Origin of the sequence: Embleya sp. NPDC008237, assembly GCF_042956465.1 — a bacterium.
Lineage (GTDB): Bacteria > Actinomycetota > Actinomycetes > Streptomycetales > Streptomycetaceae > Embleya.
On record NZ_JBIBGL010000011.1, the window covers coordinates 365,104 to 389,836 of the forward strand.

A 24,733-nucleotide genomic window follows, 5' to 3' on the forward strand; every position below is an offset into this window, starting at 1 on the left:
TCGTGTTCGACCGGCACTTGCCCTTCCGGCGAGACCCGATACCGCTGTCCTGGCGACATTGCCGCCGTCGGAGTGCTGTTTTGCCGCAGAGATCAATCGAGACGGAGAGAACCTTGCACGTTCACGCGCGATACAAAGCCCGTGCGGCCGCATCGGTGGCCGCCACCGTGATGCTCGCCGCCGGGATCGGGGTGGGGATCGCACCTTCCGCGCACGCGGCGCCGGGGGATCCGGTCGATGCGGTCTACGTCACGGACCGCGCGGACCTTTCGGACCGCCACGGGGTCACCCACCTTGTGCAGCCCCAAACGGGGCAGATTTTGGCCTCGTTCGGTGTCCTGGGCATCCACATGACGGACGCGTCGCCGGACGGGCGTCGCGTCGTCGGCTCCGTCATCGACGGAACACAGAGTCCGCGTACGGTGCGGTCGATGGGCCTCGACGGCTCGGCTCCGATCGAATTCACGCCCGCCGATGGGGCATACGGCAGAGCCGCGTTCTCCCCCGACGGCACGAAGATCTACATGAATCTGACGCCGACGGCCGACGGCGGACATTCGAGCATCGTGGTGGGCCCGTCCGACGGCGGTACCCCACCCCGGCCCCTCTTCCCCGGGCCGGAAGGCACCTGCGATCGGGATCTGTCGTTCTCGGCGGTCGGCCTGCACGCGTTCACCCGCGCGGACCTCATGCCGGACGGCACCTGCTCGATGTGGCGGCACGCGATGTTGTGGGACGAGCGCACCGGCACGGTGGAACGCGCGCCCAAAACACTCGAAGCGCGGGACGACGATGTCGCCAACCTCGCCATCTCGCCCGATGGCACGACACTGGCCTTGACGAACCTGGCCGGTGGCTACGTCTGCACGTTCGACCTCGCCGCGCGAACCTGGAAGGACGTGTACAAGGGAGGAATCAGTGGGCCGATCTCGCGACTGCGCTGGTCCGCCGACGGAACGAAATTCCTGTACGACGTAAGCTACTGGACGTATCGGGACACTTTCACCGCCGACGCCAAAACGGGCGTGCAGACAGTAGTGCGCGCACATTCCACCGATTCGGTCTTCAAGCCCGGAAAGGTGACGCCGTCGGTGGGTGTTCGGGTGTATGGCTCGAATGCGATCACCACGGGTGTGGCGACGTCGCGGTTCAAGTTCGACGCGGCGGGTTCGGCGTCGGGTGCGCGTAAGGCGAATGTGGCGGTGTTGACGCGTTCGGACGCGTTCTATGACGGTCTTGCGGGTGCGGGTTTGGCGGGTGCCAAGGGTGGCCCGATGTTGCTCACGCCGAAGGAGGGTCTGGCGCCTGCGGTGTCGGCGGAGTTGGCGCGGATTCTGTCGCCGGGTGCGACGGTCTACGTGCTCGGTGACGAGGGTGTCGTGAGCGCCGCGGTGGACACGCAGATCCGTGCGCTGGGTCTGACGCCGAAGCGGCTCGCGGGCAACACGGTCGCCGAGACGGGTGTCGCGATTGCGAACGAGTTGACGTCGGCGCCGAAGGAGGTGTTCGTCGCCACTGCGGCGGAGTATTACGACGCTCTTGCGGCGGGCGCGACTGCGGGTTCGACGCCGGATGCCACGGTCGTGTTCTCGTGGGGCAACACGCTGCCCGCCGCGAGCGCATCCTACCTCAGCGGCCTGGACCGTACGAAGACCAAGGTCACCGCCGTGGGCGGGCCGGCCGTGGCGGCGTTGGGTTCGGCGTCGATTCGGATCGACGCGACGGCGGACGGTCGTACCGCGCCGGACACGGCGAAGTTGCTTGCGGAGCACGCGTTCACGCACCCGAAGGCCGCCGCGTTGACGACCATGGCCACCTGGCAGGACGCCCTCACCGGCGGCGCGTTGATCGCGGGCAAGGGCCCGTTGCTGCTCGCGACGCAGACCACCCTGCCGCAGGGCTCGGCGAACTACCTCACCGCCGAGGCGGATTCGCTGGACCGGGTCGTGGTCGTCGGTGGCTCCGATGTGCTCGACAATGCGGTTGCCGGGCAGGCTGCGTCGCTGACGGGTCCGTACGGCCTCTACGACTTCGTCGACTCCCCGAACGGCGACGTCAAGGTCTCCCTCGGCTGACCCTTCGGCACCGAGGCAATATGTTGCGCCGGCCATCCCCGACACTTTGTCGGGGATGGCCGGCCACATTTCGCCTGCCGCCGGCATCTTTGTTCCGCCTGTTCATGACGACATGTCAGGAGCTGTCGCGCGGAGACCGGCATGACCGGCGCCCACCGGTGCAGGCGGACGTCCGGGGTGTCGTCACCCGGCGATAACCTGCGTGCGGGGCATTCCCGAGGGGTGGGGCGGGGCGGTCTCGGGGCAAGGGGTCGAGGGTGTTCGTGTGCGGAGCCCGATGAGTGGGCGTCCGTCGGGCGCCCGCGTTCCGCGCCTGCCCGAAACCCCCGCCCCGATCCGAGGATGGGGCATCTTGGCCAACACGAGACGTCTTTTCGCGCGTGCCGGTGTCGTGATCGGCACGTCGGCCGCGCTGGTACTGGGCGCGGTACTTGTCGGTGCGCCCGCGTCCGCCGGCGACGCACCACTGTTGCCGCCCGTGGATGTGGTCTACCTGAACACCGATCCCTCCGGGACCGGGACGGCGAATCGGGTCGTCACCACCCGACCGATTGGTCCGGGGGTGCGCAGCGAACTCGCGGTACGCGACTTCGCACTTCAGGCCGTCTCGCCGGACATGACCCTGCTGGCGGGGGAGCCTCGGGACGGTGGAGCGTCCGGTCGGGTGCGAGTGGTGCGCCCGGACGGCGCGTATCCGGTCGACTTCGGCAGTGGCGCGGCCATGCGATACGAAGCACCGGAGTTCTCCTCCAGCGGAACCCGAATCCTGATGACCCTTCGGGACGCATCGATCGGCGCGAGGCTGTACGAGGCACCGGTCGACGCCGGCCGTCCGCCCGGCCCCTTGTTCTTTAACTCGGGCGCCTTCTGCGACTTCGACATATCCGCCTCGAAGGTGGGGCTCTACGCGTTCTCCAGGGTGCCCAGAAGCGCAAGCGGCGAGTGCGACCCGAGTCTCGATCCTGCTGTGATGCTCTACAACGAGCAGTCCGGCGCGGTTACCCCCGTCACCGAACCGGCCGCCGACGGGTCGCCGGTGCCGGTGCGCCAGAAGCAGCCCGACATCTCGCCCGACGGCACCCGGATCGCGCTCACGGTTCCGGCTCCCGGGCACATGGTCGGCTTCGAACTGTTCGACCTGGCCTCGCGCACGCGGACCACGGTGCCCGCCACGCGGTACCAGCCCGACAGCCTGGACTGGTCGCCGGATGGTCGCGCACTCGCCTACCGCGACTCGTCCGGGGGTCTGGTCGGTACGGTCGACGTCGCCACCGGCGAGATCAACAACCTGGGCTCGGGCGCGAACCCGATTTGGCGGCCGGTACCCGTATCGCCGGCGGTCGTCACGCAGGTGTATGGCTCGAATGCGATCACCACGGGTGTGGCGACGTCGCGGTTCAAGTTCGACGCGGCGGGTTCGGCGTCGGGTGCGCGCAAGGCGAATGTGGCGGTGTTGACGCGTTCGGACGCGTTCTATGACGGTCTTGCGGGTGCGGGGCTGGCGGGTGCCAAGGGTGGCCCGATGTTGCTCACGCCGAAGGAGGGTCTGGCGCCTGCGGTGTCGGCGGAGTTGGCGCGGATTCTGTCGCCGGGTGCGACGGTGTACGTGCTCGGTGACGAGGGTGTCGTGAGCGCCGCGGTGGACACGCAGATCCGTGCGCTGGGTCTGACGCCGAAGCGCCTTGCGGGCAACACGGTCGCGGAGACGGGTGTTGCGATCGCGAAGGAGCTGACGATGGCGCCGAAGGAGGTGTTCGTCGCCACCGCGGCCGAGTATTACGACGCCCTCGCCGCCGGCGCCGCGGCCGGTTCGACGCCGGGCGCGACGGTCGTGTTCTCGTGGGGCGACACGCTGCCGGCTGCGACCGCGAACTACCTGAGGAGCCTGGACCGGACCAAGACCAAGGTCACCGCCGTGGGCGGTCCGGCCGTGGTCGCGTTGAACTCGGCGTCGATCCGGATCGACGCGACGGCGGACGGTCGTACCGCGCCCGACACCGCCAGGCTGCTTGCCGAGCATTCCTTCGCCCGGCCCAAGGCCGCCGCGTTGGCGACCATGGCGACCTGGCAGGACGCCCTGACCGGCGGCGCCCTGATCGCCGGCCACGGACCACTGCTGCTGGCAAACGCGACTTCGCTGCCGGTGGCCACCCTCGACTACCTGATCGCCCGCAAGGGGACCGGCCTCGACCGCCTTGTCGTGGTCGGCGGGACCGATGTGGTCAACGAACACGTCGGGCGCTCCGCGGGACAGACCGTCGGTACGTACGACCTCTACCAGTATGTGGATTCCCCGAACGGCGACTTGCGGGTGGCACTGCCCTGATCCGGGCCGACCCACGTACGACGAGGCCCGCCGGCGCACCGGCGGGCCTCGTTCGCGTCGACCGGGTAGCTCAGCCCAGGCGTTCGATGATGATGGCGTTGGCCTGGCCGCCGCCCTCGCACATGGTCTGGAGGCCGTAGCGGCCCCCCGTGCGCTCCAGGTGGTGGAGCAACGTGGTCATCAGGCGGGCGCCGGTGGCGCCGAGCGGGTGGCCCAGGGCGATCGCGCCGCCGTTGGGGTTGACCTTCTCGTGTGGGGCCTTGATGTCCTTCATCCAGGACAGCACCACCGGCGCGAACGCCTCGTTGATCTCGACCGCGTCGATGTCGTCGATGCCCAGGCCGGACTTGGCGAACGCGTACTCCGTGGCCGGGATCGGCGCGGAGAGCATCTCGATCGGGGACGCGCCGCGCACGCTCATGTGGTGGATCCGGGCGCGCGGGGTGAGGCCGTACTGCTTGAGGGCCCGCTCGGAGACGATCAGCAGCGCCGCCGCCCCGTCGGAGATCTGCGATGCGACGGCGGCGGTCATCCGGCCGCCCTCCATCAGCACCTTCAGCTCCGCCATCTTCTCCAACGTGGTGCCCCGGCGCGGCGGCTCGTCGACCGAGACCACGGTGCCGTCCACGTCGATCGGTGCGATCTCCTTCTCGAACCACCCGTTGTCGATCGCGTGCAGGGCACGCTCGTGCGACGCGAGCGCGAAGCGCTCCATCTCCTCGCGGGAGATGTCCCAGCGCTTGGCGATCAGCTCGGCGCCGTAAAACTGGTCGACCGGCTCGTCGCCGTAGCGTGCCACCCAGCCCTTGGAGCCGGAGAACGGGTCGCTGAAGCCGAGCGGCACGGCCGAGGTCATCGCCGACCCGATCGGGATCTGGTTCATGTTCTGCACGCCGCCGGCCACGACCACGTCCTGGGTGCCGGACATCACGCCCTGCGCCGCGAAGTGGATCGCCTGCTGCGAGGAGCCGCACTGCCGGTCGATCGTGACCCCGGGCACCGCCTCGCTGTAGCCCGCGGCGAGCCACGCGGTGCGGGCGATGTCGCCGGCCTGCGGGCCGATCGTGTCGACGCAGCCGAACACCACGTCCTCGACCACGTCCGGGTCGATCCCGCTGCGCTCGACCAGGGCCTTGATCGCGTGGGCGCCCAGGTCGGCCGGGTGCACCCCGGCCAGGCTGCCCTTCTTGCGGCCGACCGGCGTGCGAACCGCGTCGACGATGTATGCCTCGGCCACTGGGGCCCCCTTTGATCCTCGAGTGTTCGACTCACGAGTGTTCGACCGACGATTGTTCGACCGGTGACGTACGACCGGCGACGTTCGACCGACGATTTCGCTCGCCCGCGTGTCCGATCGCACGCCGTACACGGTGTCGCCACACCGCACGGAACGGTTAACCTGACGACCCGTCAGTTATGCTACCCGTGTCCGACCGGGTTTCGACCTGTGTGTCCTCGGTCTCACACCCGTCGAGGGAGTCGCCCAGTGGATCTCGAATTCACCGAGCAGGAGCAGGAGTTCCGCCGGGAGGTGCGCGCTTGGCTGGCCGCCAACGTGCCCGCCGAGCCACTGCCGTCGATGGACACGCGGGAGGGCTTCCTGGCCCACCAGGCGTGGGAGCGCAAGCTCTTCGACGCGCGCTGGGCGGTGGTGTCCTGGCCGCAGGAGTACGGCGGGCGCGAGGCCGGTCTGACCGAATGGCTGATCTTCGAGGAGGAGTACTACCGCGCGGGCGCCCCGGGCCGGGTCAGCCAGAACGGCATCTTCCTGTTCGCGCCGACCGTCTTCGAATTCGGCAGCAAGGAGCAGCAGGACCGCTACCTGCCGAAAATGGCCTCCGGCGAGGAGATCTGGGTCCAGGGCTGGTCCGAGCCGGAGGCCGGCTCCGACCTGGCCAACGTGCGCTCGCGGGCCGACCGCGACGACGAGCGCGGCGGGTGGCTGCTGAACGGGCAGAAGATCTGGAGCTCGCGCGGCACGTACGGACACCGGCTGTTCGGCCTGTTCCGCACCGACCCCGAGGCACAGCGGCACCGCGGGCTGACCTATTTCATGGTCGACCTCGCCGCCCCGGGCGTGACCGTACGGCCGATCCCGCAGCTGGACGGCGAGCCGGGCTTCGCCGAGGTCTTCCTGGACGACGTCTTCGTACCGGACGCCGACGTGCTCGGCGGGGTGAACGAGGGCTGGAAGATCATGATCGCCACCACCGGCAGCGAGCGCGGGCTCAACCTGCGCAGCCCCGGCCGCTTCGTGGCACCCGCGAACAGGCTGATCGAGCTGTACAAGCAGGACCCGCGCCCGGCCGAGCGGGACGCGGTGGTGCGCGCGTGGATGGACGCCGAGGCGTACCGGCTGTTCACCTTCGGCACCGTCACCAAGCTCCAGGCGGGCGGCGCGATCGGCGCGGACTCCTCGATCAACAAGGTCTTCTGGTCCGAGATGGACGTCGAGCTGCACGCGACCGCGCTGCGCCTGCTCGGCGAGGCGGGCGAGCTGGACGACGGCGACGGCGGCTGGCTGGACGGCTTCCTGTTCGCGCTCGGCGGGCCGATCTACGCCGGTACCAACGAGATCCAGCGGAACACGATCGCCGAACGCATCCTCGGCCTGCCCCGAGCGAAGTAGAAGGATTCCGACGATGCGCCTCGCATACACCGAAGACCAGGAACTGTTCCGCGACACCGTCCGCGACTTCCTCGCCGACCGGTGCACCGGCTCGGACGTACGCGCCGCCTGGGCCGCCGACAGCGCGATCTCCGCACGCTGGGCCGAACTCGCCAAGATCGGCGTGACCGGCATCGTGATCCCCGAGGAGCACGACGGCCTGGGCATGGGCGACGAGGAGCTGGCCGCCGTGCTGGTGGAGACCGGCTACGCCGCGCTGCCCGAACCGCTGCTCGAATCCGCGGTCGCGGCCGGCCTGCTCGCCGAGTTCGCCGCCGACGCCGGATGGCTTGCCGAGATCGCGGCCGGCCGGGCCACCGCCTCGGTACTGCTGCCCGGTCGGCGACTCGCCGTCGAGGCCGCCGCCGCCGACGTGCTGGTGATCGGGCTGGCCAACGGCGACCTGCACGTGACCGACCCGGGCGACTGCGAACTCACCGCACAACGTTCCGTCGACCGCAGTCGCAAGCTCTACACGGTCGGCTTCCAACCGACCCCGGAGACCCTGGTGGCCTCCGGCGCGCAACGGGCGCTGTCCCGGGCGGCGAACCGCGGCGCGCTCGGCGCGGCGGCACAGCTCCTGGGCCTGACCCGGCGGATGCTCGACATGACGGTGGACTACGCCAAGCAGCGGGTCCAGCGCGGCGTGCGGATCGGCACCCATCAGTCGGTCCAGCACCACCTGGCCAACGTGCTGATCAAGCTGGAGTTCGCCCGCCCGGTGGTGCTGCGTGCGGCCTACTCGCTCGCTCGCGACCTGCCCTCGGCGGACCGCGACGTGTCGATGGCGAAGATCTACGCGGGCGAGGCGGCCGACCTGGCGGCCCGCAACTGCCTCCAGGTGCACGGCGCGATCGGCTACACCGAGGAGCACGACCTCCAACTGTTCATGAAGCGCGCCTGGGCACTGGGCGCCGCGTGGGGCGACCCGGGCGAACACCGCGACCGGATCGCAACCGACCTGCTCGGCGCCGCACCGGCACCCACCACGCCCTCGTACTGACGCCCGAGACCCGGACGACGCAAGAGGCGGCCGTCGTCCGACCGAGCCCCGACCCACCTCGGTGGGTCGGGGCCCTCGGCGCGTGTCAGCGCACCCGGAAGTCCTTGCCGCGGTCTCGGAACAGGCTCGCCTGCTCGGACCAGTCGAGGTTGCCCAGCTCGATCATGTGGGGGGCCATGCTCAGGGCCTGGGCGCGGGTGAGGTCGCGGGCCGCCCAGATGGAGCGCACGGAACCCTGGACGCCGTGCGGGGGGTAGGAGGCGATGGTTTCGGCGGCCCACCGGGCGGTGTCGAGCAACTCGGCCGCCGGCACCACCTGGGACACCAGTCCCGTCTCGTAGGCGCGCTTGGCGCTCATCCGCTCGGCGTTGCCCAGCAGGGTGAGCCGCATGACCTCGCCGAGCGGCATGCGCTGCGCGAGGTGCATCGACTCGAAGCCGGACACCATGCCGTACGTGGTGTGCGGGTCGAAGAAGGTCGCCTCCTCCGCCGCGATCACGAACTCGCATTCGCCGAGCAGGTAGAACGCGCCGCCGCAGGCCATGCCGTTCACCGCGACGATGACCGGCTTCCACAGGTCGGAGAACTTCGGTCCCACCTTGAGCATCGGGTCGTCCATCATGTACGGCGACGACGGCTGGGGGATGTCCACACCCCGGTCGATGCCGGTACAGAACGCCTTGTCGCCCGCGCCGGTGAGCACCACGCACCGCACGTCGTCGTCGTGCCGCAGCTCACGCCACAACGAGTGCAGCTCGTCGATCATGGTGATGTCGAACGCGTTGTGCCGGTTCGGGCGGTTCAGCGTCACCCACGCGACGCCGTTCTCCTGCTCGTAGCCCAGCGTCTCGAACTTGCGCATGCCTCAGCCCTCAATCATCGGTGACCACCACGTCTCGGTGGTCTGCGTCTCGATCGCCGTGATGCCGCTTCCCACGCCACCATGATCTGACGTACCGTCAGGTTCTATCAACCTCTGGCCTCTCCGGGAGCGATCATGCAAGGGGATCTTGAGTGGGGGAGCATCCCTGCTCTCGTCGACAGCGCGGCGGACCGCTTCGGTGACCGTGAGGCCGTGGTGGACGGCAATGTACGGGTCGGCTACGCCGAACTGCGGGACCGTGTCCGGCGTGCCGCCGGCGCCGCCATCGCGGCGGGCGTGCACAAGGGCGACCGGGTCGGCATCTGGGCGCCGAACTCGCTGGACTGGATCGTGTCCGCGCTCGGCGCGCTGACCGCGGGCGCGGTCGTGGTGCCGATGAACACCCGGTACAAGGGCGCCGAGGCCAAGTACGTGCTGGCCAAGACGCACGCCAGGCTGCTGTTCGTCTCGGGCACGTTCCTCGGCTCGTCCTACGTCGGCATGCTCCGCCAGGCGGCCGGCGGGGCGGCGGAGGGCCGGGCGTTCGCGGACCTGCCCGAATTGGAACGGGTGGTCGTGCTGGCCGACACCGCGCCGGACGACTGCGTCGCGTGGTCGGACTTCCTCGCCGGCGGCGACCGGGTCACCGCGGCCGAGGTGGACGCCCGCAAGGCGAGCGTCAGCCCCGACGACATCGGCGACATCATCTTCACCTCCGGCACCACCGGGCAGCCCAAGGGCGTGATGACCACCCAGGCGCAGACGTTGCGCGTGTTCGACACGTGGGCGTCGGTGGTCGGCCTCGTCGAGGGCGACAAGTACCTGATCGTCAGCCCGTTCTTCCACACCTTCGGGTACAAGGCGGGGATCATCGCGAGCCTGATCAAGGGCGCCACGATGATCCCGCAGGCGGTCTTCGACCCGGACGCCACGATGGCGGTGATCCAGCAGGAGCGGGTCACCGTGCTGCCGGGCGCGCCGACGATCTACACCTCGCTCCTGGACGCGGTGGCGCGCGAGGGGGCGGGCAAGTACGACGTGTCCTCGCTGCGGCTCGCGGTCACCGGCGCGGCGGCGGTGCCGTTGTCCCTGGTGACCCGGATGGCGGAGGAACTGGGCTTCGACTCGGTACTCACCGCCTACGGGCTGACCGAGTCGTGCGGTACGGCCACCATGTGCCGGCAGGGCGACTCGGCCGAGGTCATCTCGTCCACCTCGGGGCGGGCCATTCCCGGCGTGGAGGTGATCACCACGGACGCGGACGGCAAGCCGACCCCGGTCGGCGAGTCCGGCGAGGTGTGGGTGCGTGGTTACAACGTGATGAAGGGCTACTTCGAGGACCCGGAGGAGACCGCCGGGTCGATCGACGCCGACGGCTGGCTGCACACGGGCGACGTGGGTGTGCTGGACGAGCACGGCAACCTGCGGATCACCGACCGGATCAAGGACATGTTCATCGTCGGCGGCTTCAACGCCTACCCGGCGGAGATCGAGTCGGTGCTGGCGGGGCACCCGGCGATCTCGGAGGCCGCGGTGGTCGGCGTTCCGGACGCGCGGATGGGCGAGGTGGGCAAGGCGTACCTGCTGCTGCGGCCCGGGGCGGAGGTGACGGCCGAGGAGGTCATCGCGTTCTGCCGGCAGGAGATGGCGAACTACAAGGTGCCGCGGGCGGTCGAGTTCGTCACCGAGTTGCCGCGGAACCCGGGCGGGAAGGTGCTGAAGTTCGAGCTTCGGGCGCGGGCTGCGGAGGAGGCGGCGCGGCGCTGAGGGGGTGGGCGGCGGGGCTGCTTGGCCTCAAGCGCCGGCGGGGCTGTTTGGCCTCAAGCGCCGGCCGGGCTGGGTTCGCCTCATGCGCCGGCGGGGCTGTTTGGCCTCAAGCGCCGGCCGGGCTGAGTGGCCTCATGCGCCGGCCGGGCTGGTTCGCCTCAAGCGCCGGCGAGGCTGGGTTCGCCTCAAGCGCCGGCGGGGCTGTTTGGCCTCAAACGCCGGCCGGGCTACTTGGCCTCAAACGCCGGCCCGGCTTGTTCGCCTCAAGCGCCGGCGGGGCTGCTTGGCCTCAAACGCCGGCCCGGCTTGTTCGCCTCAAGCGCCGGCGGGGCTGCTTGGCCTCAAACGCCGGCCGGGCTTGTTCGCCTCAAGCGCCGGCCGGGCTGGGTGGCCTCGTGGGCCGGCCCCGCCGAGTGGCCTCAAGCGCCGGTCGAGGTGTGGGGGTCCGGCCGGCGTTTGAGGTTGTCGGGGGCGGGTGGGGGTTACTTGCCCTCGAATTCTGCTGATTTGCGGGCTGCTTTGGCTGCGTAGCCTGCTACCGAGTCGTCGGAGACCAGGGTCAGGGCCGCGGACATCGCGGTCAGACCCAGGGCCGTGTCGAGGTTGGCGTCGGCGAAGGTGTCGATGCTGCGTTTGATGCCCTGGACGGCCAGGGGGGCGTTGGCGGCGATTTCCTCGGCCAGGGCGCGGGCGGTGCGGTCCAGGTCGGCCACGGGCACCACCTCCTGGACCAGGTTCAGGCGCTCGGCCAGGGCCGCGTCGATCCGGCGGCCGGTCAGGGACAGCAGCTTGGCCCAGCCCGCGCCCGCCTCCCGGGCGATCCGGATGTCGCCGCCCGCGTCCACCGCGACGCCGATCTGCGCCTCGGGCAGCGCGAACCTGGCATCGTCGGCCGCGATCCGGATGTCCGCCATCAGCGCGAGTTCGAAGCCGAAGCCGAGGCAGTACCCCTGGACGGCGGCGACCACGGGCTGCGGCAGCCGGGCGAAGGTGCGAAAGCGCTCGTGCACCCAGCGCAGGCCCTCGTAGTAGTTGCGGGTGCGCTCGGCGCCGGAGCGGCCGGTGATCGCGCCGCCGGGTGCGGTGACGTCGATGCCCGCGCAGAAGGCCCGCCCCTCGGCCCGCAGCAGCACCACCCGGACCCGCTCGTCGAACCGGATCCGGTCGGCCATGATGCCCAACTGCCGGGTGGCCTCCCAGCTCCACGCGTTCAGCTTGTCCGGTCGACACAGCGTCAGCACCGCGATGCCGGTGGCCTCCTCGACCTCCAGCCGCATCCGCACCTCGGCCTCGTCGACGCTTGGGTCGGTGGTGTTGATCACGGTCCGGTTCCTCCAGGAGCGGTGCTTCGGCCTTGTCTGACGACCCGTTAGATCGGAGTATGTGACACGCGTTCGCCACAGTCCAACGATCTCCCTCGATCCCTCGGAGGCACTTCCATGGCCGCGATCCTGCCCCCGGGCACCCTGCACGTCGGCATGCAGCTGCCCATCCAGTCGCAGAGCAAGCTGTACGCGGAGGCATGGGAGGAGACCTCGGGACCGGACGAGCTGGCCGCCATCGCGCAGGCCTGCGAGCGGGCCGGCTTCGCGTACATCGCGGTCTGCGACCACACCGCGATCCCGCGCAGCCACGCCGGCGCGATGGGTACCGAGTGGTGGGACACGATGACCACGCTCGGCTGGCTCGCGGCCATCACCGAGCGGATCCGGCTGATCAGTCACGTGTCGGTCCTCGCCTACCGGCACCCGATGATGTCGGCCAAGGCGTTCGCGACGCTGGACCGGATCTCCAAGGGTCGGGCGATCGTCGGTGCGGGTGCGGGACACGTCGAGGCCGAGTTCGAGATGCTCGGGGTGGACTTCAAGACCCGGGGCAAGGCGCTCAACGAGGCATTGGAACTGCTCGACCTCGCGCTTCGGGACGAGTACGTGACCTTCGCCGGCGAGCGCTGGCAGGTCGGCGACATGGGCGCGCGGCCGCGTCCGGTGCAGACCCCCCGTCCGCCGATCTGGATCGGCGGCTCGGCGGGCGCGGCGCTGAAGCGGGTGGCGAAGTACGGCGACGGCTGGTTGCCGCAGGGCAGCCCGCGGGCGACCTACCCCGATCAGCTGGCCGAACTGAAGCGCTACCAGGAGGAGGTCGGCCGCGCCGACGAACGCCTGGACATCGGTGCGATCACCGAGCTCCTCTACGTCGGCGAGGCCGGCTGGGACGTCGGCGCGAACACCCTCACCGGCAGCCCGGACAAGCTCGCCGAGTCGCTGCGCTGGTACGGAGAGCAGGGCGCGAACCAGATCCAGGTCCGCTTCCGCAGCCGTGACCTGGCCGAACTGCTGGACCAGATCGCGCTGTTCGCCGCCGAGGTCGCGCCGAACCTTTCCTGAGCGCGGCGTTCCACGCACCCGGAGCCGCCTCCTCGTACTCCTCCCACCTCGTACCCCGCCCGCCTCACACACCACGCGCACCACGGCATTGCGCACCACGAACCGCGGCACCACGCGGCGCTTCACGGCACCACGCGCACGATGTGCGCCATGGGCGCAACGCGCACACCCCGCACGACGCTCTGATGCTCCATCAGTCTCCGCTCTCGGAAGGGAAGTTCGCATGGGCAAGCTGGACGGCAGGGTGGTCCTGATCACCGGCGCGGCACGTGGCCAGGGGGTCGTGGAGGCCCGCCTGTTCGCGGCCGAGGGGGCGAGGGTCGTACTCGCCGACATCCTCGACGAGGCGGGCGAGGCGGCGGCGAAGGAGATCGGCGACGCTGCCCGCTACGTACATCTGGACGTGTCGGACGAGGACGACTGGCAGCAGGCGGTGCGCACCGCCGTCGACGCGTTCGGCAGGCTCGACGGGCTGGTCAACAATGCCGGGATCCTGGCCTTCGACCCGATCGAGGAGATGTCCCGGGCGGCATACCTGCGGATCGTCGAGGTCAACCAGCTCGGCACGTTCCTGGGCATGAAGACCGCACTGCCCGCGATCCGCGCGGCGGGCGGCCCGGGCACGATCGTGAACATCGCGTCCTACGCGGGCCTGGCCGGCATGGAGGGCCTGGTGGCGTACGCGTCCACCAAGGGCGCGGTGCTCGCGATGACCCGGGTGGCCGCTCTGGAGGCCGGACCGGGGATCCGGGTCAACGCGATCTGCCCGGGCGGCGTCCGTACGCCGATGACCAACCCGGGCGACATCGACGGTCTGACCGCGCCGACCCCGGCCCCGGGTGAACCGGACCCGGTGAGTGAGGTGTTCGGCGGCATACCTCTGGCCCGGATCGGCGAGCCGGACGAGATCGCGACCGCGGCGCTGTTCCTGACGAGCGCCGACAGTTCGTACATGACGGGCACCCACATCGTCGTGGACGGTGGCTGGATGGCGGGCGTGAAGCTTTTCTGAGCCTTGTCCCATGAGCCTCGTCCCACCGTCGAGATATGCCGCTGCGGCATGACTCGGGTGAGCCCCGTCTCATCCCGCGCGGACCCCTGGCGGGCCCGTGCATCTGACGTACCATCAGTTTCGTGGGTGGGCGGGGCCGGGCATGCGCAGGCGTGCGGTCGGCCGCGTTCGCGGGCAACACCGAGGGCAGAAGGAGCTTCGCCATGCTGGACCACGTCATCACCGGAGCCACCGTCGTCGACGGGACGGGCGCGCCGTCCTTCCTGGGTGACGTGGGCATCAGGGACGGACGGATCGTCGCGGTCACCCCCGCCGGCGGCATAACCGAAGAGGCCGCGAGCACCGAGAACGCCGAGGGCCTGATCCTGGCTCCCGGGTTCGTCGACCCGCACACCCACTACGACGCCCAGCTGCACTGGGACCCGTACGCCACGCCCTCGGTCAACCACGGCGTGACCACGATCATCGGCGGCAACTGCGGGTTCACGCTCGCGCCGCTCCGGGCCGAGGACGCCGACTACACCCGACGGATGATGGCCAAGGTCGAGGGCATGGCGCTGCCCGCGCTGGAGAACGGCGTGGACTGGAGCTGGGAGACCTTCGCCCAGTACCTGGACAAGCTGGAGGGCCGGATCGCGGTGAACGCCGGCTTCATGGCCGGACACTGCGCGATCCGTCGCTACGTGATGGGCGCCGACTCGGTCGGCAAGGAGGCCACGCCCGAACAGGTCGCGGCGATGGTGGTCGAGCTGGGCAAGGCGATGGAGGCCGGCGCGCTCGGCTTCTCCACCGGCCAGTCCAACCACACCGACGGCGACGGCAACCCGGTTCCCTCGCGAGCCGCGACGCCCGCCGAGATCCTGGCGCTGTGCGAGGAGGTCGGCAAGCACGAGGGCACCCAGCTGGAGGTCATCGTGGCCGGCTGTCTGGACAAGTTCTCGGACGAGGAAATCGACCTGCTGGTCAAGATGACCACCACGGCCGGCCGGCCGATGAACTGGAACGTGCTCACCGTCGACGCCGCGGCGCCCGACCGCGCGCCCCGCCAGATCTACGCGTCGGAGAAGGCCAAGGAGGCCGGCGGGCGGATCGTCATCCTGACCATGCCTGTCCTGGTTCCGATGAACATGTCCTTCCTGACCTACTGCGCGCTCAACCTGATCCCGGGCTGGGGCCCGATCCTGTCCCTGCCGGTGCCCGAGCGGATCGCCAAGCTGCGCGACCCCGAGGTGCGCGCGGAGATGCTGCGCAACGCGGACAGCCCCGAGGCGGGCGTCTTCCGCCGGCTCGCCGACTTCGGCCGCTACGTGATCGGCGACACCTACTCCGAGGCGAACGAGGGCCTGTCCGGCCGGGTGGTCGCGGACATCGCCAAGGAGCGCGGCCAGGACGACTTCTGGACGCTCGTCGAGATCTGCATCAACGACGACCTGCGCACGGTGTTGTGGCCGATGCCCACCGACAACGACCAGGCGTCGTGGGACCTGCGGCAGCAGGTGTGGGACAACGAGCACGTGATCCTGGGCGGGTCGGACGCCGGCGCGCACCTGGACCGGATGTGCGGTGCCACCTACACCACCCGCTTCCTGGGCGACATGCTGCGCGGCCGCAAGCTGGTCTCGCTGGAGCGCGCGGTGCAGATGCTCACCACCGAGCCGGCCGAGCTGTTCGGCCTCAAGGACCGCGGCCGGATCGCCGAGGGCTTCCACGCCGACCTGGTGCTGTTCGACCCGGCCACCGTGGGCTCCGGCCCGGCTCGCCTGATGCACGACCTGCCCGGCGACAGCCCCCGCCTGACCAGCGAGTCCACCGGCGTGGTCAGCGTCCGGGTCAACGGCGTGGAGACGGTCCGCGACGGCGAGACCACCGGCGCGGCCAACGGCACGCTGCTGCGCTCCGGCAAGGACACGGTCACCGTCTCGGTCTGACCACCCACCGGAAACTCGGCGGCGTGCGGGGGTCCTCCCGTACGCCGCCGCTCCATGTCCGATGCAGGCGGATCGTGCGAGGGCGGTCTACGCGTCGAGGTCGGCGGGATCGAGTTCGACGGAGAAGGGTTCCTCGATCCGAGTGGTGGTGCCCGCCGCAAGGCGGCGGGTCAGTTGATACTCGCCCTCGGCATCGAGCGTGTAGGCGAACAGCACCGGCAGTCGATCGAGTCCGAGTCCGCGAAACCGTGCCGTCTCCAAGCGCCAGAAGTGCAGGATGCCGGCAGCGGTGTACTTGGCGGGCTTGAGGGTGCGGTCGGTCGTGGTTGTCGGCGGCGAGACGATTTCGACGACCAGGTGGACCTGCGATGGATCGGGCATCTTGATCCCGTCGGCGAGAGCGGAACGATCGACGACGAGCACGTCCGGGATCAGGCCGGTCTGGTTCCCCATCGGGATGCCGGACGCGGTGACCGCGATGAAGTCGGGTGGTGCCGCTGCGTGCAGGAACATCCGGAGTTGGTCACCCGCGAACTGGTGCTGCATCGATGGCGGCGGGCTCATCAGCACGCTCCCGTCGACGAGCTCGTATCGGCTGCCGTCCGGTGATGCCTCGTTGAGAGCGATCCATTCGTCCACGGTCCACGGCTGGACGTGCGACTGCGCGGGGAGAGCCGCCATTCGCAGCACCGCCTTCGTGTCGCCCCGACCTGCCCCGATTGTGACACTCTCCACGACCACCGGCACGGTCCTTGTCCGGTCCGAACAGTCCAACGACCGAGTCGGTCGGAGGTCACCCGAATGGCACGGCGTCGAGATCGACGACGGTGTTCGTCGCGGCCCTCACGACCCACGTGACGTGCGACACGAGTCGCAATGCCCTCGTTCGAGCGCGCCTACCCTTGGTCTGTTCGGGGGGCGACGTCGTGTCGGCTCCCGTTCGTCGGTTGGGCGGACCGTACGAGGTGCGGTCGGCCCGCTGATCCAACCCGAGCAACAGCGACGACAGCGAGGTGTCGCATGACCCCGACCCCCAACGAGGGACGTCCCACCGAGAGTTCGATGCGGCGTGCGCTGCGGCGAGCCCGAGACGGGGTCATGCTCGACGTCTCGGAAGCGGCAGTGCTCCTGCACGCGCGCGACGCGGACCTGGTGGACCTGAGCCGGTCGGCCGCGCGCGTACGCGATGCCGGGTTGGAAGCGGTCGGTCGCGCCGGAGTGATCACCTACAGCCGAAAAGTGTTCATCCCGCTGACCAGACTGTGTCGCGACCGCTGCAACTACTGCACCTTCGTCACCGTCCCCGGCAAGCTCAGGCGCGAGGGCCACGGGATGTTCCTCAGCCCGGACGAGGTGCTGAAGATCGCCCGTGACGGCGCCGCGCTCGGCTGCAAGGAAGCCCTGTTCACGCTCGGCGACCGGCCCGAGGATCGCTGGCCCGAGGCGCGCGAGTGGCTGGACGCGCACGGGTACGACGACACGCTCGCGTACGTGCGGGCGATGTCGATCCGGGTCCTGGAGGAGACCGGACTGCTGCCGCACCTCAACCCCGGCGTGCTCTCCTGGACCGACTTCCAGCGGCTCAAGCCGGTCAGCGCTTCGATGGGGATGATGCTGGAGACCACCGCGACCCGACTGTGGTCCGAGCCCGGCGGCCCGCACCACGGCTCGCCGGACAAGGAACCGGCCGTGCGGATGCGGGTGCTGGAGGATGCCGGGCGCTCGAACGTCCCGTTCACCACAGGCCTGTTGATCGGCATCGGCGAGAACATGACCGAGCGGGCCGAGTCGATCTTCGCGATGCGCAAGGTCGCCCGGCAGTACGGCTCGATCCAGGAAGTCATCCTGCAGAACTTCCGGGCCAAGCCGGACACCGCGATGCGTTCGACGCCGGACGCCGACCTGGTCGAGTTGGCCGCCGCGATCGCCGTCTCGCGGATTGTGCTCGGCCCGAAGATCCGGGTGCAGGCCCCGCCGAACCTGATCGGCGAGGAGTACGCGCTGATGATCGCGGCCGGCATCGACGACTGGGGCGGCGTCTCGCCGCTCACCCCCGATCACGTCAACCCCGAACTCGCCTGGCCGCAGATCGAGTTCCTCGCGGCGCGGACCGCCGAGGCGGGCTTCACGCTGCGCGAGCGGCTCAACGTCTACCCCGAGGTGATCCAGCGCGGCGAGCCGTGGCTGGACCCGCGGGTGTTGCCGCACGTGAGCGCGCTGTCCGACCCGGAGACCGGGCTCGCGATCGAGGGCAAGTGCCCGGAAGGGCTGCCCTGGCAGGAGCCCGAGGACATCTTCGCCGCCGCGACCGGCCGCACCGACCTGCACGTGAGCATCGACACCACCGGCCGCACCACCGACCGCCGGGACGACTTCGACAACGTGTACGGCGACTGGGAGTCGTTGCGCGAACAGGTCGCCGACAGCGCCACGGGATCGGTGGTCCGACTCGACTCGGAGGTCAAGGCGGCGCTCGGGCAGGCGGCTGCCGACCCGACCCGGCTGACCGACGACCAGGCCCTCGCGCTGTTCCACTGCGACGGCGTCGCGATGGACGAACTCGCCCGGATCGCCGACGACTTGCGGCGCACGGTGAACGGCGACGAGATCACCTACATCGTCAACCGCAACATCAACTTCACCAACGTCTGCTACACCGGCTGCCGCTTCTGCGCGTTCGCCCAGCGGCGCACCGACGCGGACGCCTACACGCTCTCCCTGGACCAGGTGGGCGAGCGGGCCGAACAGGCCTGGGCGGTCGGCGCGACCGAGGTGTGCATGCAGGGCGGCATCCACCCGGACCTGCCCGGCAGCGCGTACTTCGACATCGCGCGCGAGGTCAAGAAGCGCGTGCCGGACATGCACGTGCACGCGTTCTCGCCGATGGAGGTGGCCAACGGCGCGACCCGGACCGGGATGTCCATTCGCGACTGGCTGATCGCCGCCAAGGAGGCGGGCCTGGACACCATCCCCGGGACCGCCGCCGAGATCCTCGACGACGACGTGCGCTGGATCCTGACCAAGGGCAAACTGCCCGCCGCGACCTGGGTCGAGGTGGTCACCACCGCGCACGAGCTGGGCATCCGCAGCTCCTCGACGATGATGTACGGCCACGTGGACACGCCCTCGCACTGGCTGGGCCACCTGCGGCTGCTCGGCCGGATCCAGGACGAGACGGGCGGCTTCACCGAGTTCGTCACGCTGCCGTTCGTGCACACCAACGCGCCGGTCTACCTGGCCGGCATCGCCCGCCCGGGCCCGACCCTTCGGGACAACCGGGCCGTGCACGCGATGGCCCGGATCCTGCTGCACGGCAAGATCGACAACATCCAGACCAGCTGGGTCAAGCTCGGCGTCGAAGGCACCAACCTGATGCTCCAGGGCGGCGCGAACGACATGGGCGGCACGCTCATGGAGGAGACCATCTCCCGAATGGCGGGCGCCGACAACGGCTCCAAGAAGTCGATCGCCGAACTGGAGGCGATGGCCGCCTCGCTGGGTCGGCGCGCCCGCCAGCGCACGACCACCTACGGCGAGGTGAGCGCCGAGCGCCAGGAGGTGGCCCGTCGCCACGATGCCGAGGTCGAGCGGATCATGCTCCCGATCCTGAGCAACTGAGCCCGTGCGCGGGCCCCGGGGAGGACGTCCCGTCCCCGGGGCCCGCGCGGATGACACCGGCTGATCGGGCTCGCTCCCGCCGCCCGCCGGCCGGGAGCGCCCACACCGGCACCACGCCGGCACCGGACCGAGCACGCCCACGCCCACCGACCGCAGGCCCTCGGACGCGTGTACGACCCCTGGGCGACCCGCCGCCGGTACGCTGCGGTGGGGTGTCGGGGGAGGGGAGTACACACATGGCCGCACTCTGGTCCAGAGACCGGCTGCAGGACTTTCGGGCACGGGTACGGGGGTGCCTCGTCGGCGGCGCGATCGGTGACGCGCTCGGCGCGGGCATCGAGTTCCTCAGTCTCGCGGAGATCCGCGAACAGCACGGAGCCGACGGCGTGGTCGGGTACGTGACGGCGTATCACCGGCACGGCGCGATCACCGACGACACGCAGATGACGTTGTTCACGGTGGAGGGCCTGATCCGCGCGCACGTGCGGCGCGACACCGGTGCCTGGCATCCGCCGACCGATCTGCACGGCGCGTATCTGCGCTGGAAGGCGACGCAGAGCGAGTGGGGGCCGGACGAGCGCAAGGACGAGGGCTGGCTGGTCCGCGAGGAGTGGCTGTACAGCTCGCGTGCGCCCGGATCCGCGTGTCTGCGCGGCCTGGAGGACGAGAGTGTGATGGGCACGCTGGAGCGGCCCAAGAACCCCGATTCGAAGGGCTGCGGGGCGGTGATGCGCTCGGCGCCGTTCGGCCTGCTGGTCGGCTGGCGTCCCGAGCTGGTCTTCCAACTCGCGGTGGAATGCGCGGTGTTGACGCACGGTCACCCCACCGGCTATCTCTCGGCGGGCGCGTTCGCGGTGATCGTGCACGCGGTCATGCAGGGCGCGCCGCTGGAGGAGGGCGTGCGGGTGGCGCTGGATCTGGTCAAGGCCCGGCCCGAGCACACCGAGACGGCGACCGCCATCGAGGCGGCGCTGGCCGCGGTGCGCGCCGGCGTGCCGTCGGCCGAGCGGGTGGAGGCACTGGGCCAGGGCTGGACGGCCGAGGAGGCGCTGTCGATCGGGCTGTACTGCGCGCTGGTGGCGCCGGACATGCGCACCGGGCTGCTGCTCGCGGTCAATCACGGCGGCGACAGCGACTCGACCGGGTCGATCTGCGGCAACCTGCTGGGCGCGATGCACGGCGACACCGTGCTGCCCGCCGACCTGGTCGCCGAACTGGAGGGCCGCGGCGCCATCCTGGAGTTGGCCGACGACTTCGCGATGGAGATGACGCAGGGCACCACGCTGCACGGCCCCGAGGCCGGCGAGACCTCCTGGGCCAAGCGCTACCCACCGACCTGACGTCGAGGCGCGAACGGGACGGGCTCGGGGGCGGGGGATGTCGCCCCCTTCACCCCGGGCCCGTCTCCGTGCCCGCGTGCGCGCCCGGGTCCGCGACGACTCTCGGGCCGTGTCCGCGACCCCGACCACGCGTCACGACGGGGGGCGAGCACACCCGCTACGGCCTGCGGTCGTCCACCCAGCGACCCGCCGCCATCACCGCGCGCACCCGCAGTGCGTCGTCGAGCACCACCAGGTCGGCCTGCTTGCCCGGCTCCAGGGTGCCGACCCGATCGGCGATGCCCAACGCCCGCGCGGGTGTTGCGGACAACGAGCGGACCACGTCGGCGATCGGCAGGCCGCCCGCGACGCCGTTGCGCAGCGCCCGGTCCAGCGTCAGCGTGCTGCCCGCGATCGAGTCGCCGTCGGCCAGCCGGGCCACGCCGTCGACCACGTCCACGGTCATCACGCCCAGCGGATACACGCCGTCCGGCATGCCCGCCGCGCCCATCGCGTCGGTGATGAACGCGACCCGGTCCGGACCCGCGCTCGCGTACGCCAGGTTGACCACGCTGGAGTGCAGGTGCACGCCGTCGTTGATCAACTCGACCACCGCGTCGCTGTCCTGGAGCAGTGCGGTGACCGGTCCCGGCTCGCGGTGGTGCACGCTGCGCATCGCGTTGAACAGGTGGGTGGCCACGCTCGCGCCCGCGGCCAGCGCCGCGCGCGTCTCACGGTGGGTGCCGTCGGTGTGCCCCACCGCGGCGATCACCCCCTCGTCGGCCAGTCGGCGCACCAACTCGACGCCGCCGGGCAGTTCGGGGGCCAGCGTGATCATCCGGATCGCGCCGCCGGCCGCCTTCAGCAGCGTGCCGACCTCGTCCCGGTCGGGTGCGCGCAACTGGGTCGGATCGTGCGCGCCGCAGCGGGCCGCGCTCAGGTATGGGCCCTCCAGGTGCAGTCCGGCCAGCCGGCCGTCGTGCACGAGCGGGGCGAGCGCGGACACGACGGCGAGCAGGTCCGCCGGGGAGGCGGTGACCAGACTCGCGACCGTGGTCGTGGTGCCGTGCGAGCGATGGAATTCGGCCACCCGCAGCGCCTCGTCGGGATCGCCGGAGGTGTACGAACCGCCGCCGCCGCCATGTACGTGCATGTCCACGAAGCCGGGCACGATCCAGCCGCCGGCGACATCGACCACCGGTTCGGGACCTGCCGGCAGGCCCGGGCCGGCGAAGGCGATCCGATCACCGACCACGCCGACCGAGGCGCCCTCGACCACCCCGGAGGGCAGCACCACTCGCGCATTGCCGAGCACCGTCACCCGCGCACCTCCAAGGTGTCCCACGCGATCAGGCCGGCGCCTCGGCAGCCGGCCTCGTCCCCGAGCGCCGCGGTCACCAGCGGCGGCACGTGTTGAACCACGGCGCGCTCGGCGAGCAACGTCCGCAAGGGGTTGAACAGTTGTTCCCCGGCGAGCGAGAGCCCACCGCCGATCACCAGCAATTTCGGGTCGTACAGCGCGAGTCCGGTGAGCAGGCCGTCCGCGAACGCGGACAGCCCCCGGCCCCACACGGCCGCCGCGACCTGGTCGCCGGCCGCCACCCGGGCGACCACCTGGGCCGCGCTCAGCGGCGGGTCGTCGCCCGGCGCGGCCTCCGCGAACGCGTGCGCGATGGCGGGTCCGGAGAAGTGCGCCTCCAGGCAGCCGACCGCTCCGCACGTACATCTGCCGCTGCCCGGCCGCACCGTGATGTGGCCGATCTCGCCCGCCTGTCCGTGTGCGCCCGGGTAGGGGCGGCCGTTCAGCACGAGCACCGAGGCGAGCCCGGTGCCGATCGCCACGAACAGGAAGTTGTCGCAGTCGCGTCCCGCGCCGAGCCGGCCCTCGGCCAGCGCACCGGTGCGTACGTCGTGGCTCAAAGCCGCCGGTAGGCCGAGCCGATCCGCGATCAGCGAGCGCAGCGGCACCTCGCGCCACTGGATGCTGGCCGACCACACCGCGACTCCCGCCGGATCGTCCACGATCCCCGGCACCACGACGCCCGCCGCCCGCGGCACGCCACCCAGCTCGACCGCTCGCTCGCGCAGCGCGGCGGCGAAGTCGACGATGCCCGACACCACCGCGTTGGGGCCCGCGGTCCGGCCGGTGGGCCGGCGCTCGCTGTAGACGAGGTTGCCGCCCGCGTCGACCACACCGCCCTTGATGTCGGTGCCGCCGACATCGAGGGCGACGACGCAGTCCGCGCCGGACAGATCGGACGGCGGGGTGTTCACGTGCGGCATCGGCGTCTCAAGTCTGGTAGGCGGGGCGGATTGTGAGCCCGAGGGCGGGTGGATCGGAGAATGCGCGTTTGTGCTCACTGGATAGCAGTTGAAAACATGAACATGCAACAGCATCGTTGAGTGAGCGGAGGTTCACGGAAACCCCGATGCTCGACACGTGTGGGGTGCCCGCCAGGATGTCCCACACGATCCGACGCGAGTCGGCCAGGGCTGTCGGACAGGGCGGGAGGTCACGGGTGAGCCGTTACGAGCGGTGGGGTGCGCTCCTGGAGCTGCTGGCCAAGCACGGTCGGCTGGAGGTCGAGGACGTGGCCTCGGAGCTGGACGTCTCGCCCGCGACGATCCGCCGCGACCTGGATCAGTTGGCCCAGCAGCAGATGTTGACCCGCACCCGGGGCGGCGCGGTCGCGCACGCGGTCTCCTACGACCTGCCGCTGCGCTACAAGACCGCCCGGCACGCGTCCGAGAAGCAGCGCATCGCACAGGCCGCCGCGGCGCTGGTCAAGCCGGGCGAGACGATCGGGCTCAACGGCGGCACCACGATGACCGAGGTGGCCCGTGCCCTGGTCGCCCGGGCCGACCTGCACACCGAGGGCGACTCGAACGCCCAGGCGTTCACGATCGTCACCAACGCGCTCAACATCGCGGGCGAGCTCGCCGTGCGCCGGCACGTGAAGATCGTCGTCACCGGCGGCGTGGCGCGCACCCAGTCCTACGAACTGATCGGTCCGTTGGCCACCGGCATCCTGCGCGAGGTGGCCCTGGACGTGGCGATCCTGGGCGTCGACGCGATCGACGTCGAGCACGGGGCGAGCGCCCACCACGAGGGCGAGGCGAGCATCAACCAGTTGATGGCCGCCGGCGCGGGCCGGGTGGTGGTGGCCGCGGACTCCTCCAAGCTCGGCCGCCGCGCGTTCGCCCGGATCTGCCCGCTGGACCGGATCGGCGTTCTGGTCACCGACACCTCGGCGACGGAGGAGGCCGCGGCGGCCTTCGTCGACGCGGGCGTACGGGTCATCCGGGTCTGAACCCGGCCGTTCCGCCCGACCCGCCCGGACCCCGCGCGCCCGCCTTCCCGGCGGGCGCGTTCGCGCGTCCGGGTCGATCGCGCGCCCGTTGATCGACCAACCCGATGCACCAGTCGCGGGAGCGAACCGGCACCCTCTGTGCCGGTTCCTCTGCATGCGCGCCCACCCGGGTAACGAATTGCTCTGCAAACTTCCTCGACCCCTCCTCCGAATCTCCGGATTGGTGTAGACCTTTGTTCCGGCGAGGTGTTGACTGCCGACACGGCGAGTCCGCAAAATGCTCGATGCTGCTCAAGAGTTTTCTTCAAATCCGCATTGCGAACAGTTTTGCGCAAGCACGTGCATGGGTTTAGTGCGACCAAACCCTCACCAACGGTCCTGTTTTCCCGAAGGCATGAAGGCGGTACTGCGATGAAGCGGCACCAGATGGCATTGGCGGCGACAGGACTGTCGGCCG

17 protein-coding genes are annotated in these 24,733 nt (G+C 70.5%); 11 read left to right on the forward strand and 6 right to left on the reverse strand.

Annotation, left to right across the window (positions count from 1 at the left end; all coding sequences use genetic code 11):
• The first annotated feature begins 113 nt into the window (after positions 1–113).
• Positions 114–2,075, forward strand: a complete 1,962-nt coding sequence (locus ACFZBU_RS28625) for a cell wall-binding repeat-containing protein (RefSeq protein WP_391586544.1) — start codon at positions 114–116, stop codon at positions 2,073–2,075.
• A 352-nt stretch (positions 2,076–2,427) separates the two neighbouring features.
• The gene (locus ACFZBU_RS28630) at positions 2,428–4,401 is read left to right on the forward strand and encodes a cell wall-binding repeat-containing protein (RefSeq protein WP_391586545.1); all 1,974 of its coding nucleotides are present in this window, start codon (positions 2,428–2,430) and stop codon (positions 4,399–4,401) included.
• Positions 4,402–4,471: 70 nt separating this feature from the next.
• On the opposite strand, the gene ACFZBU_RS28635 is transcribed toward ACFZBU_RS28630, so the two are convergent.
• A complete protein-coding gene (locus tag ACFZBU_RS28635; RefSeq protein WP_391586546.1) occupies positions 4,472–5,638 on the reverse strand; it encodes an acetyl-CoA C-acetyltransferase in 1,167 nt (388 codons plus the stop codon).
• A gap of 249 nt (positions 5,639–5,887) precedes the next feature.
• On the opposite strand from ACFZBU_RS28635, the gene ACFZBU_RS28640 reads away from it, so the two are divergent.
• Together ACFZBU_RS28640 and ACFZBU_RS28645 are read left to right on the forward strand one after the other, a co-directional pair.
• Positions 5,888–7,030, forward strand: a complete 1,143-nt coding sequence (locus ACFZBU_RS28640; RefSeq protein WP_391586547.1) for an acyl-CoA dehydrogenase family protein — start codon at positions 5,888–5,890, stop codon at positions 7,028–7,030.
• 13 nt (positions 7,031–7,043) lie between these two features.
• Complete coding sequence (locus tag ACFZBU_RS28645; protein ID WP_391586548.1) at positions 7,044–8,072, forward strand: acyl-CoA dehydrogenase family protein; 1,029 nt, start codon at positions 7,044–7,046, stop codon at positions 8,070–8,072.
• An 85-nt stretch (positions 8,073–8,157) separates the two neighbouring features.
• Here ACFZBU_RS28645 and ACFZBU_RS28650 read toward each other — a convergent pair whose 3' ends face one another.
• Positions 8,158–8,934, reverse strand: a complete 777-nt coding sequence (locus ACFZBU_RS28650; protein WP_391586549.1) for an enoyl-CoA hydratase/isomerase family protein — start codon at positions 8,932–8,934, stop codon at positions 8,158–8,160.
• 135 nt (positions 8,935–9,069) lie between these two features.
• On the opposite strand from ACFZBU_RS28650, the gene ACFZBU_RS28655 reads away from it, so the two are divergent.
• Positions 9,070–10,701 carry a FadD3 family acyl-CoA ligase gene (locus ACFZBU_RS28655; protein ID WP_391586550.1) on the forward strand — a complete coding sequence of 544 codons (1,632 nt, stop codon included), beginning with the start codon at positions 9,070–9,072 and terminating at the stop codon, positions 10,699–10,701.
• 482 nt (positions 10,702–11,183) lie between these two features.
• On the opposite strand, the gene ACFZBU_RS28660 is transcribed toward ACFZBU_RS28655, so the two are convergent.
• Complete coding sequence (locus ACFZBU_RS28660; protein ID WP_391586551.1) at positions 11,184–12,023, reverse strand: enoyl-CoA hydratase/isomerase family protein; 840 nt, start codon at positions 12,021–12,023, stop codon at positions 11,184–11,186.
• Positions 12,024–12,140: 117 nt separating this feature from the next.
• On the opposite strand from ACFZBU_RS28660, the gene ACFZBU_RS28665 reads away from it, so the two are divergent.
• The 3 genes from ACFZBU_RS28665 to ACFZBU_RS28675 all read left to right on the forward strand — a co-directional run bounded on the left by ACFZBU_RS28665 (position 12,141) and on the right by ACFZBU_RS28675 (position 16,028).
• Positions 12,141–13,088: a TIGR03619 family F420-dependent LLM class oxidoreductase gene (locus tag ACFZBU_RS28665; protein WP_391586552.1), complete on the forward strand. Its 948-nt coding sequence runs from the start codon at positions 12,141–12,143 to the stop codon at positions 13,086–13,088.
• Between the two features lie 223 nt (positions 13,089–13,311).
• Positions 13,312–14,100 (forward strand): glucose 1-dehydrogenase, encoded by a 789-nt coding sequence (locus ACFZBU_RS28670; protein WP_391586553.1) that lies wholly within the window; start codon positions 13,312–13,314, stop codon positions 14,098–14,100.
• A gap of 152 nt (positions 14,101–14,252) precedes the next feature.
• A complete protein-coding gene (locus ACFZBU_RS28675; RefSeq protein WP_391586573.1) occupies positions 14,253–16,028 on the forward strand; it encodes an amidohydrolase family protein in 1,776 nt (591 codons plus the stop codon).
• Between the two features lie 87 nt (positions 16,029–16,115).
• Here ACFZBU_RS28675 and ACFZBU_RS28680 read toward each other — a convergent pair whose 3' ends face one another.
• Positions 16,116–16,709 (reverse strand): Uma2 family endonuclease, encoded by a 594-nt coding sequence (locus ACFZBU_RS28680; protein ID WP_391586554.1) that lies wholly within the window; start codon positions 16,707–16,709, stop codon positions 16,116–16,118.
• Positions 16,710–17,048: 339 nt separating this feature from the next.
• Here ACFZBU_RS28680 and ACFZBU_RS28685 point away from each other — a divergent pair, with 339 nt between their 5' ends.
• Both ACFZBU_RS28685 and ACFZBU_RS28690 read left to right on the forward strand, forming a co-directional pair.
• Complete coding sequence (locus tag ACFZBU_RS28685) at positions 17,049–19,646, forward strand: bifunctional FO biosynthesis protein CofGH (protein ID WP_391586555.1); 2,598 nt, start codon at positions 17,049–17,051, stop codon at positions 19,644–19,646.
• Positions 19,647–19,882: 236 nt separating this feature from the next.
• Positions 19,883–20,986, forward strand: coding sequence for an ADP-ribosylglycohydrolase family protein (locus ACFZBU_RS28690; protein WP_391586556.1), 1,104 nt, complete (start codon positions 19,883–19,885; stop codon positions 20,984–20,986).
• 157 nt (positions 20,987–21,143) lie between these two features.
• On the opposite strand, the gene nagA is transcribed toward ACFZBU_RS28690, so the two are convergent.
• Together nagA and ACFZBU_RS28700 are read right to left on the reverse strand one after the other, a co-directional pair.
• Complete coding sequence (gene nagA, locus ACFZBU_RS28695; RefSeq protein WP_391586557.1) at positions 21,144–22,286, reverse strand: N-acetylglucosamine-6-phosphate deacetylase; 1,143 nt, start codon at positions 22,284–22,286, stop codon at positions 21,144–21,146.
• Positions 22,283–23,239, reverse strand: a complete 957-nt coding sequence (locus tag ACFZBU_RS28700; RefSeq protein ID WP_391586558.1) for an ROK family protein — start codon at positions 23,237–23,239, stop codon at positions 22,283–22,285. The genes nagA and ACFZBU_RS28700 overlap by 4 nt, the downstream gene beginning before the upstream one ends.
• A 245-nt stretch (positions 23,240–23,484) precedes the next feature.
• Between ACFZBU_RS28700 and ACFZBU_RS28705 the strand changes: the two genes are divergently transcribed.
• Positions 23,485–24,276 carry a DeoR/GlpR family DNA-binding transcription regulator gene (locus tag ACFZBU_RS28705; RefSeq protein ID WP_391586559.1) on the forward strand — a complete coding sequence of 264 codons (792 nt, stop codon included), beginning with the start codon at positions 23,485–23,487 and terminating at the stop codon, positions 24,274–24,276.
• The last annotated feature ends 457 nt before the right edge of the window (positions 24,277–24,733 follow it).